The organism is Elusimicrobiota bacterium (assembly GCA_040757695.1).
In the GTDB taxonomy this organism is placed as follows: domain Bacteria; phylum Elusimicrobiota; class UBA8919; order UBA8919; family UBA8919; genus JBFLWK01.
The window spans coordinates 15241-32517 of the sequence record JBFLWK010000012.1 but is presented as its reverse complement, the minus strand read 5'-3'; the positions used below and the strand labels follow the sequence as shown (position 1 = coordinate 32517).

Sequence of the window (17277 nt, the reverse complement as noted above, 5' to 3'; positions counted from 1 at the left end):
TTATCAGAATCTCAATAAACTGATATATGAAAAGAAGCCATTGTCATAATAGTAAGTTTAGAAGAAGCATTGATGACCATGCAAATTACTATCGTAAAAAAAGTATAAAAGAAAAATTAGTAGAGACGCTTCTGATTTCCGAGTTCTGCAGAAACCTTGCAGAAGCCGGAAAGAAAGTAAAATTCAGTGGAAAATAGAGAATATCAAAAAATAGAAAATTTACTAATTGTTATATCAAAGTTTTTGTCAGGATTTAAATCTACAGGAATTATAAATTCTTACGGACTTATTGGTGGGTTAGGAGTAGGTGCTATTGGCATACCCAGAGCGACGAAAAATGTAGATTTCTTAATATCAACAGAAAATATAGGAAAGTTTTATGTAGAATTTAGAAAACTATTTAATACGAAAAGTTACTCAATAGAATTAAAAAAACCAGAACAAGAAGTTTTTCCATATTATGCAATTATTTGTTATAAGAAAGAAAGAGGGCGAGAAAAAAAATCACGAATTGTAGATATTCTTATATCAACATTGAACTGGCAAGATGAAATTTGTAAAGATACAGTTCTACTACATTTTGCAAGACAGTCAATCCCTGTAGTTAATACTGAAGGTCAGATAATCTTGAAATTAAAAGCAGGTGGGCCAATGGACATTATAGATATTGAGAATATACTTAAAGTGGTTAATAAAAATAAACTGAATCTAAAAAAATTGTCAAACTGGGCTAAAAGGTCAGGAACAACCAATCTACTCAATAAGATATTAGGGAAAAAGTAACAAGAATATGGACAAAGAAACCGCAAAATCAGAAGTTAAAAAACTAATTCAAAAATATGAAACAGTAAAAACTGATGGTAAAATAAATGACTATAAAGAAGAAATGACCAAGAAGGATTTTATTCTTCCGTTGTTTCGTACACTGGGTTGGGATATTGAGAATTCTAACGAAGTTAGCGCTGAAGACAAAATTTCAAACGGTAGGGTTGATTATTCATTCATACTTTCAGGTATCGTAAAGTTTTTTGTTGAAGCAAAACCGCTTAAAGCCGACCTCAATAATCCTGAATACAGCAAACAGGCAATAAATTATTCGTGGCATAAAGGCGTTCAATGGGCTATTTTGACTGATTTTGAAGGGCTCAAACTTTACAACGCAGAATGGCGAGAAGATGCTGACAAAGCAAAAGTGCTTGATTTAACTTATATGGATTACATTACTGATTTTGATTCTTTATGGTTATTAAGTAAAACAAGTATTGAAACTGGAACACTTGATAGATGGTCAGAAAAATTTGGAAAGAAAATCAAGAAACAGCCCGTCTCAAAACAGATTCTTGACGATTTGTTAAAAGCTCGCGAAAAACTTACTAAAAATATTCTGAAATATCCACGATTGAATAAAATTTCAGAGACAGAACTTGATGAATCAGTCCAGCGAATACTTGACCGTCTAATTTTTATTCGCACTTGCGAGGATAGAAATATTGAGCAGAACCATCTTTTATCTCTCGTTCGCTCTTGCCAAGAAAGTAAGCGGGACTTAAACTCTTCTCTACAAAAAAATTTCCGTGAGTTTGATGACGGATATAACTCAAAACTTTTTGAACCGCATCTTTGCGAGAAACTGAAAATTGATAACGATATTTTGGAAGAAATTATTCTATCGTTATATCAGACAAAAGATGGAAATATTCATTATGATTTTGGAGTGATAAATGCTGATGTTTTAGGCAGTATTTACGAGCAGTATCTCGGACATATACTTAAAAAAACACCGACAACAGCAAAGTTAAAAGAAACACACCAGCACAGAAAAGAGCAGGGGATTTATTACACACCGACTTATATCGTTGATTACATTGTGAAAAATACCGTTGGAGAAGTGTTAAAAACAGCAAAACCAAAAGAAGTTCAAAATCTTAAAATTTTAGAACCCGCCTGTGGCTCTGGTTCATTTCTTATAAAAGCATTTGACGAATTGGTAAAATACTGGACGGGTGAGTTAGGCGGAGTCCGAAAACCCGAAATACTGCAGAACAATATCTATGGTGTTGACCTTGATAAACAGGCAGTAGAAATTACACAGATGAATTTGCTTCTGAAAACGCTTTATACTCGTGAACGCTTGCCAATGTTAAAAAATATCAGATGCGGGAATTCGCTGATTGATGACCCAACAGTTGCAGGCAACAAAGCATTCAACTGGTCTGAAGAATTCCCAGAAGTGTTGTGTCATTGCGAAGGACGAAGTCCTGTAGCAATCTCATCAGACCAGCCCAATGTCATTGCGAGGCGTAGCCGTGGCAATCTCGGTGTTGAAACGGGACGAGCCAAAGAATCCAATGGTGGTTTTGACATCATCATCGGCAATCCCCCGTATGTTTTTGCGCGAGGGGAAAGTTTTTCAGAGAAAGAGAAAAAATATTATTATGAAAATTATGATTTAGTTAAATATCAAATAAATACCTATCTTTTATTCGTGAATAAGGCATATGAACTGCTCGATAGAAATGGTTATTTCGGTTTTATTATTCCGAATAACTGGCTTACTATTGATACTTTTTCAGAGTTTAGGAAATTTCTATTACAAGAGACAAGCAATCTTAAAATTATCAATATTTTTGATAAAGTTTTTCAAGATGCTAATATTGACACCTGTTTGTTAGTTTTTCAAAAAGGAAAACCTACTGATATAACACTCGGCGAGTTTAGAGATGGAAAACTTGAAATTGTTGGAAAATTTGCACCATCACTTTTCAAGGGCAATAATTACATAATAAACATCGTATTAACTAAAAACAAAGATAAAATAACTATATTGGGAAAAATAAAAAACCATTCAAAATCACTTGACTCTTTTTCCATCATCAAAGCTGGATTAAAAGCATACGAAACAGGCAAAGGAAAACCAAAACAAACAGACACGATGAAAAACAACCGTGTCTATCATAGTAAAACGAAAGAAGATGCTGATTACGGTAAATATTTAGAGGGCAAAAATGTCAAAAGGTATGGTATAGATTGGAGTGGTTGGTGGTTAAAATATGGAGAGTGTTTAGCTGCACCAAGAGATGAAAAGTTATTTACTAACCCACGAATTTTGGTTAGACAGATACCATCGCCACCGCCTTATTCAATTTATGCTGTATTTACAAAAGATTATTTGCTGAATGATATAAATAGTATGATTATTTATAATTTTCATGATATTGAGCCATTTTTTGTCCTTGCTGTTCTTAATTCAAAAATCACAACTTTTTGGTTTGTGAATACTTTTGATAAGTTACAACGCAATATTTTCCCTCAATTTAAGGTTAAAGAATTAGCAATTTTTCCAATCCCTCAAGCAAGTGAAAGCGAACAAGAAAAAATTGCACAATTTTCTCAAAGAATGCTTGAGTTAAACAAACAACTGCAAAAATTCGGTGATAAAATTACAGATGAGCGAAAACGAATTGAATCCGAAATCCAAAAAACCGACAACCAAATAGACGAATTAGTCTATAAACTTTACGGACTTACAGAAAAAGAAATAAAAATTGTGGAAAGTAAATAAGAACAATGAAAATTATTAGAAATAAGTATTTTATTACTTTTGTTGTCGGGATATTTGCTACTGCTGGAGGTAATTTAGTTTCAACATATATATTTGATTTTAATTTTATAAAGTCATTATTAAACTTTATAGTAACACTTGTAGTATATATTTATCTTTTTTTTACACAAAAATTTACCCTACCCTTATGGAAAACAATATTATTTTTCGATTTTTTTCCCTTGCTTATTTTTATTATTTTTGTGGGAATTATGCTGTTTAAAAACAAGAAATCAGAAAAACTTGACTGGTATAATTATACAAAAGATGTTTTTTATAAAGTATGTTGGCATTGGAAGTATATTGATAACAAAATTTGTAATTTAACTCCACATTGCCCAAAGTGTGATTGTGAATTAAATCAAGGTTATACTTATGAATGTCCTAATCCTGATTGTAAATATAGAAACTCAGATCTAGAAGATGAAGGAAATATAGAGAAATTGATAATCCATAAAATACAAACAGGGAAATATAAGACAAAAAATACTGGGGACGGAGGTAATTAAAAAGTAATTTGGAAATGGTTCAAGAAAAGGAGAATTAAATTGGGATTAACTTTTGAATGGGACTCAGGAAAAGCGAAATCTAATTATATAAAAAGCATAAAGTGTCGTTTGAAGAGGCCTCAACAATTTTTGGAGTTCCTTTTTCTGTAACTATTATTGACCCGCTACATTCAAAACCAGGAGAAAAACGGTTTGTAACAATCGGACAAATATATAAAGGACGAATTTCAATAGTAGTCCACTGTGAACAGAAAGATACCATTCGTATTATTAGTGCAAGGTGGGCTACTCGTCGGAAAAGGAAAAGTTATGAAGAATGTAAGTAAAAACCAGCACGGTAACGGAATGTTGCCTGAGTATGACTTCAGAAAAGGAGTCCGTGGGAAATATGCGCGGAAATATGCTGAAGGAAATAATGCAGTGTTGTTAGATTCAGATGTGTCAAAAGTATTTCCCACATCCGAATCAATTAATCGAACATTAAGGGTAATCGCTGGTATTATTCATGCTCAGTCAAGAATCTAATCAATTTGTCATCTTGAACGATGTGAAGGAACTCACGTTTGGTTGGTAAGAGATTCTTCGCTTTGCTCAGAATGACAACTTATAGGAGTTTTTTAACAATTTCATAATTAGAAAAATTAGAGACAAAAATGAAAATTTTAGGCATTTTTGGCTGGCCGATAGAACATTCGCTTTCACCAGCGATGCATAATGCTGCAATAAAAAAAATGGGCTTGGATTATGTGTATATTCCTTTTAATATCAAGCCAAGCCAGCTTAAAACTGCTGTTGAATCAATTCGTGTTTTGAATATTGCCGGTGTGAATATCACAATTCCACACAAAGAAAATGTAATCAAATTTTTAGATAAAATTTCTGATGAAGCAAAAAAAATCGGTGCTGTGAATACTATCGTCAATAGGAATGGTTTCCTATCGGGATATAATACTGACCATTACGGTTTTGTAAAATCTATTGAAGGTAAAACAACTGTTAAAAATAAAACTGTTTTTATGCTTGGCTGTGGTGGTGTAGCAAAAGCAATCGCATATGCGTTGATAAAATCCGGTATAAAAAAACTTGTTGTATCGGATATTATCAAGCAACGAATGAAAAAATTTGTAAGCAAATGCTTACATTTTTGTAACACACAATGCAAATTGCTTGGTATTGAGGTTAACAAAAGTAGTCATCATATTTTACAATCTGATATATTTATCAATGCAACGCCAATCGGTATGGACAAAAAAGATGCATCACCAATTAACAAGAAACTATTGCGAAAGGATATGTTTGTGTATGATGTTATCTATAACAGACAAACACAGTTAATCAAAGATGCAAAAAAAGTTGGTGCACCTTTTTCAGATGGATTAGATATGCTTATTTATCAAGGTATGAAATCGTTTGAATTATGGACAGGTAAAAAACCGCCGATTGAAATAATGAGACAAGTGATAACGACAAAAATACAAAGCAGCCACAGATGAACACAGATGAACACAGATTTTAATTTTAACTTTTAACCTTTAACCTGCACTTTATAGGAGGTAGCGTTAAAATGATACGGTATGTTACAGCAGGTGAATCACATGGGAAGTGTCTTACTGTGATACTTGAAGGGCTTCCTTCAGGAGTTGAGTTGACTGAAGAGTTTATAAATACCGAACTTGCCCGTCGACAGAAAGGTTTCGGTCGCGGTGAAAGGATGCAATCAATTGAAAAAGACAGGGTTTCTATTACATCGGGTGTCCGACATGGAAAAACGCTAGGATCTCCTATTGCAATGACAATATCAAACAAAGACTGGGAAAACTGGAAGACAATAATGTCAACCGAACCAGAAGATTACGATGAAAAGTTTAAGTTAACCCGTCCGCGACCTGGTCATGCGGATTTAGCAGGTGTGTTAAAATTTAATACTGATGATACTCGCAACATTTTAGAACGGGCTTCTGCACGAGAAACCGCTGCACGGGTTAGTGCTGGTGCAGTCTGCAAAAAATTGTTGGCTGAAATTGGTATAAAAATCGTTTCGTTCACTAAGGAGATTGGTGGTATCAAAGCACCTGCGATAAAACTCAAACCCGGTGATATAGAAAAAATTGCTGAAAGTTCGCCTGTACGATGTCTTGATAAAAAAGCAGAAGAGTTGATGATTTCAGCAATTGAAAAAGCACAACAGAATGGTGATACGCTTGGCGGGATTTTTACAGTAGTCGTTGATAAAGTACCTGTCGGGCTGGGAAGCCATACACAGTGGGACTTAAAGCTTGATGCGCGGCTCAGTTATGTGATGATGTCAATTCAGGCAGTAAAAGGGGTTGAGATAGGCCGCGGGTTTGATATAGCAAGAAAACTTGGCTCTCAGGTTCATGATGAAATTTTTTATGATAATCAGATTGGCTACTGGCGAAAATCAAATAATGCGGGTGGTATAGAAGGCGGTATCTCTAATGGTGAACAGATAATAGTTCGGGCAGCAATGAAACCAATCCCGTCGTTAAAGAAATCACTTCAATCGGTTGACATAGTAACAAAAGAGGCAATTAAGGCACAAATTGTTCGGTCTGATATATGTGCTGTCCCGGCAGCCTGCGTTATTGGTGAAGCGGTTGTCGCTATTGAAATTGCAAGAGCGTTTTGTGAAAAGTTTGGTGGTGATTCTGTAGATGAACTAAAATCAAACTATTCAAATTATCTTGATATGTTAAGAAACAGGTAGGATGAGTTTTTAATGTGGTTAAAAAATAATGGAAAATTTTGGAGTTGTTTTTTTATTCTTGTTTTTTTGTCGTTTTCTTTTGTTTATTCGGCAATTAAACAGGTTACAGTAATAAAAGAAAGAAATGTTGTCGCTAATATCCCGCTTTTTATGATTCAAGGTATGGGCTATTTATCCTGTGAAGATATTGCCAGAGTTTATAATGCAAAAATTAACTGGTATCCGGTATCAAAAAAAATTATTCTTACCTTGAATAATAAAGAAATAAGTTTTAAGATTGATTCAAAAAAGGTTGTAGTAAATAATCAGGAACGCCTGATGAACAAACCGGCAAGATTACAAAACAAAAAACTTCTGATACCGCTGGAGTTTATACTCACACGAGTTTTTACAGATGTTGCAAATTCTTATACTGAGTGGGATTATTATCGTTCTATTTTAAGAATCACACCGATACCCGATATTTTTCCAACAAGATATTATTCTTACAAAGATAAAACCCGACTGGTTATTCAGATGGTTAATAAAAAAGAGGTGCGATTTGATGATATTTCTAAAGAAAAAAAATTAACACTAAAAATTTACAGAAGCAGATTAAATCCTGAAAAGAATTCAGTAGTGATAAACGATGGTGTAGTCAATAGTATTGATGCAACCAATTTAGACCGAGATGCATTCTTTGTTGTGAACCTCGGTAATTATTCAGGCAAAATTGAAACATTCACACTTTACAAACCATACCGGTTCGTGATTGATATAGAGCGTGTTGGTAGCATGGTAATAAAACTGCCAGGAATGATTTCAGAATTTGCACAGTCATCAACCAGTTTTGCAGAGACAAATATACCGTCTGCAATTATCCCGCCACCGTCTGAAACAAAAGAAGCACATAAACCGAGAGTAATAATTCCTACCACCAAAGAAAAAATAGCAAAGTGGCGGAAGCGTGGTACGACAGTTCGGAAACTCAACAGAATAGTTGTAGATGCTGGACATGGTGGTGAGGATGCAGGCGCAATCGGTCCCAAAGGAACAAAAGAAAAAGATATCAATCTATCAGTCGCTCTAAAACTGGCTAAAGTTCTGGAAGATGATGGATATGCAGTTTATCTGACAAGACATGATGATACTTTTATCCCGCTCGCTGATAGAGCAAAATTTGCAAATAAGGTATTAGCAGACCTGTTTGTAAGTATTCACTGTAATGCCTCAATCTCAGAGGAGACACGTGGATTTGAGATTTATTTTCTGTCTGAAAATGCGACTGACCGTGCTGCAGAGGCGGTTGCGAATATGGAAAACTCGGTTGTTGTTTTAGAAAAAGGATTATCAAAAGATAACAAAAAGGATATTGAAAAACTGCTACTTTCTATGGCGGTAAATGAGTTTATGAACGAGTCATCAGCGGTATGCGGATTTATCAATCAACAGGTTTGCAAAAACTTTTCCAACATAGAAAGCCGCGGTGTAAAACAGGCAAATTTTTTTGTTTTGCGTGGTGCGACAATGCCAGCAGTGCTTGTAGAACTCGCTTTTTTATCTCATTCTAAAGAAGAAAAATTATTAAAACAAAAAAAATTCCAAAAAAGAATAGTAGAAGCGATATACAATGGTATAAAAAAATATGAAAAACAGATTACAAAATAGTCCAATAGGCGTTTTTGATTCAGGTGTAGGCGGGCTTACCGTTGTAAAAGAGTTGCTCAAGATACTGCCGTCTGAAAATATAATCTATTTTGGTGATACTGCACGGGTACCATATGGAACAAAGTCAAAAGAATCCGTGATAAAATTCTCAAAAGAAATTGCTGATTTCCTGATACAAAAACATATCAAGATGCTGCTTGTTGCCTGTAATACTGCATCTTCGGTAGCGTTAGATGTGCTACGCAAGAAGATAAAAATACCTGTAATTGGTGTTATTGATTCTGGTGTCTCTGCGGCTGTTTCCTTTACAAAAAAGAATAAAATTGGCGTGATTGGAACTGAAGCAACTATAAAAAGTGGTGCGTATAAAAAACAGATAAAAAGAATATCGCCAAACTGTAAGGTTGTAAATCGCGCCTGTCCGCTTTTTGTTCCGCTGGTTGAAGAGGGCTGGATAAATAAAAAAATTACAATTGAGATTGCACAAGAATATCTGTATCCGTTGAGAACATTTGGAGTTGATACTGTTATTCTTGGCTGCACACATTATCCGCTGATTAAAGAAGTTATTCAAAAGGTGCTCGGCAACAAAATTACACTTGTTGATTCTGCTTCAACAGTTTCTTTGAAAGTCAAGCAGATACTTAAGAACCAAAAGATATTGAATACTGATAAGAAGCATGGTTATCTAAAGTTTTTTGTATCGGATGCGCCTGAAAAATTCAAAAAATTAGGGAAGTTGTTTCTTAATAAAAAAATAGTAAGTGTATCTAAAATAGATGTTGGCTAATTATGTTTGAAATTTTTGTTGAAGATAATTTTTCAGCTGCGCATAATTTGAGAAACTATAAAGGCAGATGTGAACATCTGCACGGGCATAATTACAATGTCTGTATATCTGTCTGTGGGCAAAAACTGGATAAGACAGGAATGCTCGTTGATTTTACTATTCTGAAAAAGCAACTTAACGAAATTATAGCCACACTTGACCATAAATATCTGAATGAAATTAAACCATTTGATAGAATTAATCCAACTGCTGAAAATATCGCAAAATACATACACAGACAAATACAATTGAAAATTAAAAATTCAAAATTAAAAATTAAAGTTGTTGTTTGGGAAACAGAAAGAAATTACGCAAGTTATTATGAAACCTAAGGCGGTTGTTTTGTTATCAGGCGGGCTTGATTCTGCAACAGCGCTTTTTATCGCAAAAAAAAAATATACAACATACTGTCTGATTTTTGATTATGGTCAGCGACATAAAAAAGAGATTGAATCTGCCCAAAAAATTGCAAGTATCACAGGTTGCAAATACCAAATTGTAAAAATTGCCTTTCCATGGAAAGGCAGTTCACTTATTGATAAAACTAAAAAAATTCCGTATAATAAAATAATAGGAGATTCTATTCCATCAACATATGTGCCAGGTAGAAATACAATCTTTTTAAGTTATGCACTTTCATATGCGGAAACAATAGGTGCCATAAAAATTTTTATCGGTGCCAATGCTGTTGATTTTTCAGGCTACCCCGATTGCCGTCCACAGTACTACAAAAGTTTTAATCGCATTTTGTATAATGGAACAAAAACAAAAGGGGAAACAAAAGGTGGAACAAAAATAAAAATAGAAACCCCGTTACTTTATAAAACAAAAAAAGAAATTGTGGAATTAGGATTTAAGTATAAAGTTCCATTTGAATTAACCTGGAGTTGCTATTCAGGCAAAAAATATCCCTGTGGGAAATGCGACGCCTGTATTTTGAGAGCAAACGGGTTTGCTAAAGCAAACCGAAAGGATCCAATTTTATGATTGGTAGAGTTTCAGAAATTTTTGTATCTGTTCAGGGCGAAGGAATTTATGCAGGCACACCAATGGTTTTCGTAAGATTTGCAGGCTGTAACTTAAACTGCGATTACTGCGATACGCCGGAAAGTCGGCTTGCTGTCTACGGCAAAGTGTATACAGCAGATGAAATAAAAGAAACGGTAGAAAAAGAATTGGAAGAAAATAAAACGGTATCTCTTATCTCGTTTACAGGTGGTGAACCGCTATTACAACCAGAGATAATTTCACAGGTCATTTCACATTTTAGAGATAGCAGAATAAAAACATATCTTGATACTAACGGCACACTGCCTGAAAAGTTTTCAACAATCGCAGATATTATTGATTATGTGGCAATGGATATAAAACTGCCATCAGCGTGTGGCATAGAACTCTGGCAAGTGTATTCAAAGTTTCTGAAATTAGCAAAAGGGTGTGTATTTGTCAAAATTGTCATAACTGCTAAATCAACTTTTGATGAATTCCAAAAAGCAGTAGAGCTTATTTCAAATGTTGATACCTCAATTCCACTTGTGATTCAACCTGTAACACCTATCAGAGAAATTGGTTCAATGCCGTTTAAACAGATTCAGGTTTTAAAAAATTATGCAGAGCAAAAAGGTGGGATAGAAAATGTTTCTATTGTATCACAAATCCACAAGAAAATAGGCATACGATAGTAACTATTGAAAAATGAACAAAATAAATCCGAAACTGCTGAAAACTATTGATTACGAATATAAAGGCAAAAAAATTGAGATTGTTGTTGAAACAGATGAATTCACCTGCCTCTGTCCCTGGTCAGGATTACCTGATTTCGCACATCTTACAATTTCATACATACCGGATAAACACTGTGTTGAGTTAAAATCATTAAAATTTTATCTGCAGAGTTACAGAAATGCAGGTATCGTCCATGAAAGTGTCGTAAATAGAGTGCTTTCTGATTTGGTCAAAATGGTTAAACCAAAAAAAATGTGTATTGAAGCAGTTTTCAATATTCGTGGTGGGCTTAAAACAACATTAAAAGCGGATTATAAAAAATGATAGAAACTCTTTTAATTATTGCTGTAATAGTAATTTTGGCGCTTGTAGTTTTACTTCTTAAAAAGAATCCACAAAAGGAATCGCAGTCAAACCTGCTTATCCAACAACAGATTGAGGCATTAAGACAACAAGTGAGTGATACATTAACCAATAATACACTGATTGCAAATCAACAGATTGCAACCTTGACTTCTCAGGTTAACAAACAACTTTCATCAGTTGCTGAACAACTGCTTAACTCACAAAAAAGTATCGGAGACCGACTGGATAGTGCAACAAGAGTTGTAGGCGATGTCAACAAAAGTATCGGTCAACTTTCAGAGGCAACCAAACGAGTGTTTGAGGTTGGTCAGGATATTGCGTCACTTCAAGAAATTTTGAGAGCACCGAAACTGCGTGGGAATATCGGCGAGTTTTTTCTCGGTGATTTGCTAACACAGATACTGCCACCCAAGTTTTTTATATTGCAGTATCAGTTCAAATCAGGCGAAAAAGTAGATGCGGTTATAAAACTGGGTAGTGGACTGGTTCCGGTGGATTCTAAATTCCCACTTGAAAATTTCAAGAAAATGATTGAAGCAGTTGAAGAAAAAGAAAAAAATCAAGCACGCAAAAAATTTGTTAGTGATGTTAAAAAACATATTGATGCAATTTCAGAAAAATATATCTTGCCAGACGAAGATACTTTTGATTTCGCGTTGATGTATATACCAGCCGAGAATGTATATTATGAAACAATTATAAAAGATGAAAATACTGATGAGACATCTATTTCTTCATATGCATTACAAAAACGGGTCATTCCCGTTTCACCGAATTCGTTTTATGCATATCTTCAGGCGATTGTTTTAGGACTGCGTGGAATGAAAATTGAAGAAAGCGCCAGAAATATTATGGAGACACTTTTGCGACTTACTGGTGATTTCCAGAAATTTAAAGATGATTTTGAAACACTTGGCGGCCATATTTCTAAAACTGCCGGCAAATATGATGAAACACTTAAAAAATTAGAAAAGTTTGAATACAAACTTGTTTCTGTAGAACATCAGGAAACAAAAGCAATAGAATAAAAAATTAAAAAATTTGGAATGAATACAATAAAAAACTTTTCGCTTGCCTGTGTAGTCCGTGTTTCTATCGGTAAATTCTTTCGGTTTGGTTACCTCCCTAAAAAAATTTTGTAAAAAATAAAAAAGGGACTTGACAAACTATATGTAGTATAATATAATACTAACCAATCTACTTATCGTAATAATAATTCATTATTTAGTATATCAATAGCAAACATGTAGTATAGGTTGTAGTTATGAAATGCCCTTTTTGTGGATGGCACAATTGTGGTGTCAGCGATACCCGTCAAATTGAAAACAGTTCAATAATCAAAAGAAGAAGGGAATGTGCTCGTTGTAAAAAAAGATTTACTACATTTGAAAGAGTAGAAATCCCACCGCTTACTGTGATTAAAAGTGATGGCAAACGAGCACCGTTTGATTTAGAAAAACTTAGAAAAGGTGTCAGAATGGCATGTCTTAAAAGACCGGTTCCTGAAGAAACGATAGAAAGAATTATCAGTGAAATAGAAATGGAATTACACGACTACATAATGGAAGTGCCATCTAAAACAATAGGCGAAATGGTGTTAAAACGGCTCAGAAAAATTGATGAAGTTGCATATGTTAGGTTTGCATCAATCTACAGAAAGTTTGATAGTATTGATACATTTCTGAAAGAGTTAAGAAAGTTGAAAAGAAGAAAATAGATTCAGAATAATAAGAAAATTCGTATAATCCTAGTAATATGGTCTAGGAGTTTCTACCATTCCACCGTTAATGGAATGACTACGATAGAAAAGTTTTCAGGTATAAAAAACCCGAATGATTTCTTTTATTGTAGTTATTCGGGTTTTTGTTTGGAGGCAGACAAATGAGTAATGAAATTTGTGAATCCGGTAAGTGTTCGTTATCACAGGAAAAAATTGAGTTTATTTCCTCATTGCAGATTTCTAATATAGCAACAGCAGAGAAGTCACTACAGGGCATGAAAATCAAATTTTTTGGTAAGAACGATTGTGATATCTGCAAAAAAGTAATTGAAAAAATACATCAGTATTTAAGGCAATTTGAAAATAAACCAGTACTTAATTATTACGATTTGGATACATTAGACGGCTTAACGGAAGCAGCAATATATGTTGCGTTTGATATTCCTACAATTGTTATTGAAAAGAACGGCTACGAGGTCAAACGATGGAAAAATATACCTGAAGAAGAGGAATTTAAAAATGTATGTTGCTGATTATCTTGAAACATCACTTTTAGATTGGGATGGAAAAATTTCTTGTGTTTTGTTTTTATCAGGTTGTAATTTCCGCTGCCCGTGGTGTCAGAATAGAGACCTTGTATTAGGCAAAACAGCGAACAGGATCCATATTACCGAGATATTACAAAAATTCAAAGATAGAAAAGACTGGATTGACGGGTTTGTAATAACTGGTGGAGAGCCGACAATAAACAAAAACTTAAAAGTACTCATCTCCGAAATTAAAAACAACGGGTTTACAGTAAAAATTGATACTAATGGCTCAAAACCTGAACTTCTAAAAGAACTCATTTTAAACAAGCTCGTGGATTCAGTTGCTATGGATATAAAAACTTCAGTCGAGCAAAAAAAATATAATGTCGCCTGTGGCATAACAGTAAATCTCCGTGATATAATTCACTCAATTGATATCTTAATTAACTCAAAAATAGATTGTTTGTTCAGAACAACTGCTGTGCCGGGAATTGTAGATATAGACGATATTAAAAAAATCTCTGAAAAAATTTGCGGCAAAAAATATACTATTCAGAAATTTGTCCCGCATAATACACTGAACAAAAATTACGCAAATCTTGAACCATACTCAGATAAAGATATGAAAAAAATGGAAAAGAATATTTCGTGTTTGCGGAAACACGAAATCATTGTTTCTAATGCGGAGGGATTGCGTTATGCAGAAGTACTTCAGTTATGTAAAAAAGAAGGATAATACCTTTGAGTTGGCAGATGAACAAAAAATCTTTACAGCACTCAACCGTGCAAGTAAAGAAGGTGGCTGTGAAAGTAAGGAAGAAATCAAAAAAATCGTTAGCAATGTTGCAAAATACCTAAAAACAAATTTTCTGCCTGGCGAAACAATTACAACGCAGATAATAAGCGATGCAGTTGAAAGAGTTCTTATTGACGGGCGATACGAACAAACATTTCAGGCATATCATAGAAGACGGGTTAAAAAAAACGAAATCCGAAAACAATTAAAAGTAGCGAAACGAAAAGAAAAAGCGGATTCAACCGACTTGTCGCTTCTTGTTCAGGCAGAACTTGAAGAAGAGACATCCTCGTGGGATAAAACAAAAATTATTGACGCACTTGTAAAAGAAGCCAGAATCCCACATAATGATGCTCGTAAAATTGCAAATAATATAGAAAAAAAAGTAATAATGTCCACTATTAGTAAAATTACAACTTCGCTTTTAAGAGAACTAGTTGATAACGAACTTTTTGCTTTAGGTTTCTCAGCAAAAATAAAAAAACAGACATCACTTGGAATCCCAACCTATAATTTAGAACAGATTGTATTCTCCAAAGGGAAAGAAAACTCAAATGTTACCTCGCATAATCCTGAAGCAATAAATCTATCAGTTGCAGAGATAATACTTAAACAGTATGCATTGAACAATATTTTTTCGCGTGATGTTTCTGATGCCCATTTAGAAGGTCGTATCCATATACATGATTTAGGCTATCCTACAAGAGTTTATTGTTCAAGTCATTCTTTAGAATACATAAAAAAATATGGACTTGCATTGGAAAATCTTGATGTTATCTCCAGTTCTGCAAAACACGCAAGAACGCTTACAGGACATCTTAATACATTTCTTGCTTCTATGCAGGCGTATTATGCAGGTGCACTCGGGATTGGTTATTTAAATGTCTTTTATGCACCGTATCTTGTCGGGTTAAGTTACGAAGAAATGCTTCAAGAAGCACAGTATCTTATCTTTTCACTTTCTCAGTCGGCATTCTCGCGTGGTGGACAGGTTTTGTTTTTAGACGCTAATATCCATACTGGTGTGCCATCATATCTCAAAAATATACAGGCAATCGGTCCGGGTGGACAATATACAGGCAGAACTTACAGTGATTATGAAAAAACAGCACAGATGTTCGCAATGGCACTTTTAGAGGTATGGCGTAGAGGCGATAGATACGGCAATGTGTTTGCATTTCCGAAATGTGATTTACATATAAATGAAGAAACTTTTACAGACGAGAACCAAAAAAAAATTCTGGAATACGCATGCCTTGTTGCGTCAGAAAACGGAACACCATATTTTATATTTGATAGAGATGAGGTTACACTTTCTGCCTGCTGTCGTCTGCGGACACAAATAAAAGATAATTATATGATTGAGCATCCAGAATCAATGCGGTTCTGTGGGTTCCAAAATGTTACAGTTAATCTTCCGCAGACAGCATATCGGGCTGGGAAGGGAAATACTGATAAACTGTTAACTGAAATTGAGGAAGATATAGCGTTGTGTGTAAAAGCGCATCTCCAAAAAAAATCGTTTGTGAAAAAAATTAGCACATCTGAAGAAATGCCACTCTATCAAATAGGAAAAAATGCATCTGATGGCAGACCGTATGTTGACTTGGAAAAAGCAACATATATAATAGGTATAATTGGACTCAATGAATGTGTTCAGTACATAACAGGAAAACAACTCCACGAAGATGAGAGCGCGTTTCAACTGGGCTTAAAAATAGTTTCTTTTATGTATCTGAAAACAAAAGAATACGAAAAAAAATACAACCTGAAATTCTCGCTTGAAGAAAGCCCGGCAGAATCTGCTGCAAGACGACTATCAAAGGTTGACCTCCAAAAGTATACACAGGCAAAAGAGGTTATAAAAGGTGATATAAACCGCGACGAGTATTATTATACAAACAGTATCCATTTTGCTGCGAATGCACCTATTGGGCTTATTGATAGGATAATAAAACAAAGTCAGTTTCATCCGCTTATAGAAAGCGGTGCTATTATCCATGCATTCATAGGCGAACAAAAACCGCATTCATCTTCAATTTTTGCACTTGTTAAAAAAACCTGGCAAAATACAAAATGTGCCCAACTCACAATCTCACCAGAGTTTACTGTCTGCGAGGATTGTTGCAGAACGGTTCGCGGACTAAAGAGTAATTGTTTAAGATGCGGTTCCCAAAATGTTTATCAAATTACAAGAATCGTCGGATATTATTCAAGAATATCAAACTGGAATAAATCAAAATTAGGTGAGTTAAAAGACAGACATAAAGGAATTTATTCGGTGGAGGAAAACGATGCTCGTAAAAATATTGAGATGCCGGAAAAATCTCAACTTGCCACAATATCAGCATAGTGGCGATTCCTGTGTTGATTTAATAAATGCAAAGAAAGATGTAATCATTAAACCATTTTCAAGAGAACTTGTACCAACAGGTATAAAGGTAGCAGTGCCTTTGGGTTATGAACTCCAGATAAGACCAAGAAGTGGACTGGCATTAAAAAAAGGAGTGACAGTGTTGAATACGCCGGGAACGATTGATGCGGGCTACAGAGGTAAGGTCTGTGTGATTCTGTATAACAGTACAGACAAAAATGTCAGTATAAAAAAAGGAGAAAGAATCGCACAGGCTGCGCTCTGTAAAATAGAAAAAATTGTATGGCAAGAAGTAAAAAAATTAAATAAAACAAAAAGAGACAGTGGAGGGTTTGGCTCAACTGGATAATAAGGTTATTTTCTCATTTGCCTAAATGAGAAAATGAAAAATATGGCTCGTCGGTAAATTATTAACAATAGTTGCTCATTTAGCTAAATGAGCAACTATCAAA

General features: G+C 34.5%; 20 protein-coding genes and 1 riboswitch. All 20 genes read left to right on the top strand.

Annotated elements, in window-relative coordinates; all coding sequences use genetic code 11:
- Window positions 1-26: 26 nt before the first annotated feature.
- The 20 genes from AB1349_03820 (at window position 27) to dut (ending at window position 17174) form a co-directional block, all read left to right on the top strand.
- Window positions 27-197: a hypothetical protein gene (locus tag AB1349_03820; protein ID MEW6556465.1), complete on the top strand. Its 171-nt coding sequence runs from the start codon at window positions 27-29 to the stop codon at window positions 195-197.
- The gene (locus AB1349_03815) at window positions 187-783 is read left to right on the top strand and encodes a hypothetical protein (GenBank protein ID MEW6556464.1); all 597 of its coding nucleotides are present in this window, start codon (window positions 187-189) and stop codon (window positions 781-783) included. The genes AB1349_03820 and AB1349_03815 overlap by 11 nt, the downstream gene beginning before the upstream one ends.
- A gap of 7 nt (window positions 784-790) precedes the next feature.
- Entirely contained in the window at window positions 791-3562 is a 2772-nt protein-coding gene (locus tag AB1349_03810; protein ID MEW6556463.1) for an N-6 DNA methylase, read from the top strand.
- Between the two features lie 5 nt (window positions 3563-3567).
- Window positions 3568-4110, top strand: coding sequence for a hypothetical protein (locus AB1349_03805; protein ID MEW6556462.1), 543 nt, complete (start codon window positions 3568-3570; stop codon window positions 4108-4110).
- Window positions 4111-4211: 101 nt separating this feature from the next.
- Complete coding sequence (locus AB1349_03800; protein MEW6556461.1) at window positions 4212-4436, top strand: BrnT family toxin; 225 nt, start codon at window positions 4212-4214, stop codon at window positions 4434-4436.
- A complete protein-coding gene (locus AB1349_03795) occupies window positions 4354-4635 on the top strand; it encodes a hypothetical protein (protein MEW6556460.1) in 282 nt (93 codons plus the stop codon). The genes AB1349_03800 and AB1349_03795 overlap by 83 nt, the downstream gene beginning before the upstream one ends.
- A gap of 128 nt (window positions 4636-4763) precedes the next feature.
- Window positions 4764-5603, top strand: a complete 840-nt coding sequence (locus tag AB1349_03790; GenBank protein MEW6556459.1) for a shikimate dehydrogenase — start codon at window positions 4764-4766, stop codon at window positions 5601-5603.
- Window positions 5604-5674: 71 nt separating this feature from the next.
- The gene (gene aroC, locus AB1349_03785) at window positions 5675-6838 is read left to right on the top strand and encodes a chorismate synthase (protein ID MEW6556458.1); all 1164 of its coding nucleotides are present in this window, start codon (window positions 5675-5677) and stop codon (window positions 6836-6838) included.
- A gap of 12 nt (window positions 6839-6850) precedes the next feature.
- Window positions 6851-8485, top strand: coding sequence for an N-acetylmuramoyl-L-alanine amidase (locus AB1349_03780; protein MEW6556457.1), 1635 nt, complete (start codon window positions 6851-6853; stop codon window positions 8483-8485).
- Window positions 8463-9275, top strand: coding sequence for a glutamate racemase (gene murI / locus AB1349_03775; protein MEW6556456.1), 813 nt, complete (start codon window positions 8463-8465; stop codon window positions 9273-9275). The genes AB1349_03780 and murI overlap by 23 nt, the downstream gene beginning before the upstream one ends.
- 2 nt (window positions 9276-9277) lie before the next feature.
- The gene (gene queD, locus AB1349_03770) at window positions 9278-9646 is read left to right on the top strand and encodes a 6-carboxytetrahydropterin synthase QueD (GenBank protein MEW6556455.1); all 369 of its coding nucleotides are present in this window, start codon (window positions 9278-9280) and stop codon (window positions 9644-9646) included.
- A complete protein-coding gene (gene queC, locus AB1349_03765; GenBank protein ID MEW6556454.1) occupies window positions 9636-10301 on the top strand; it encodes a 7-cyano-7-deazaguanine synthase QueC in 666 nt (221 codons plus the stop codon). The genes queD and queC overlap by 11 nt, the downstream gene beginning before the upstream one ends.
- Complete coding sequence (locus tag AB1349_03760) at window positions 10298-10996, top strand: 7-carboxy-7-deazaguanine synthase QueE (GenBank protein MEW6556453.1); 699 nt, start codon at window positions 10298-10300, stop codon at window positions 10994-10996. The genes queC and AB1349_03760 overlap by 4 nt, the downstream gene beginning before the upstream one ends.
- Before the next feature lie 13 nt (window positions 10997-11009).
- Complete coding sequence (gene queF, locus AB1349_03755; protein MEW6556452.1) at window positions 11010-11363, top strand: preQ(1) synthase; 354 nt, start codon at window positions 11010-11012, stop codon at window positions 11361-11363.
- Window positions 11360-12433, top strand: coding sequence for a DNA recombination protein RmuC (locus AB1349_03750; protein ID MEW6556451.1), 1074 nt, complete (start codon window positions 11360-11362; stop codon window positions 12431-12433). The genes queF and AB1349_03750 overlap by 4 nt, the downstream gene beginning before the upstream one ends.
- Before the next feature lie 236 nt (window positions 12434-12669).
- On the top strand, window positions 12670-13122 hold the full coding sequence (nrdR, locus tag AB1349_03745; protein ID MEW6556450.1) for a transcriptional regulator NrdR: 453 nt from the start codon (window positions 12670-12672) through the stop codon (window positions 13120-13122).
- A riboswitch (purine riboswitch) is annotated at window positions 13123-13224 on the top strand.
- Between the two features lie 62 nt (window positions 13225-13286).
- On the top strand, window positions 13287-13658 hold the full coding sequence (locus AB1349_03740) for a hypothetical protein (protein ID MEW6556449.1): 372 nt from the start codon (window positions 13287-13289) through the stop codon (window positions 13656-13658).
- Window positions 13645-14391, top strand: coding sequence for an anaerobic ribonucleoside-triphosphate reductase activating protein (locus AB1349_03735; protein MEW6556448.1), 747 nt, complete (start codon window positions 13645-13647; stop codon window positions 14389-14391). The genes AB1349_03740 and AB1349_03735 overlap by 14 nt, the downstream gene beginning before the upstream one ends.
- Window positions 14354-16804 (top strand): anaerobic ribonucleoside-triphosphate reductase, encoded by a 2451-nt coding sequence (gene nrdD / locus AB1349_03730; protein MEW6556447.1) that lies wholly within the window; start codon window positions 14354-14356, stop codon window positions 16802-16804. The genes AB1349_03735 and nrdD overlap by 38 nt, the downstream gene beginning before the upstream one ends.
- A complete protein-coding gene (dut, locus tag AB1349_03725; GenBank protein ID MEW6556446.1) occupies window positions 16746-17174 on the top strand; it encodes a dUTP diphosphatase in 429 nt (142 codons plus the stop codon). The genes nrdD and dut overlap by 59 nt, the downstream gene beginning before the upstream one ends.
- The last annotated feature ends 103 nt before the right edge of the window (window positions 17175-17277 follow it).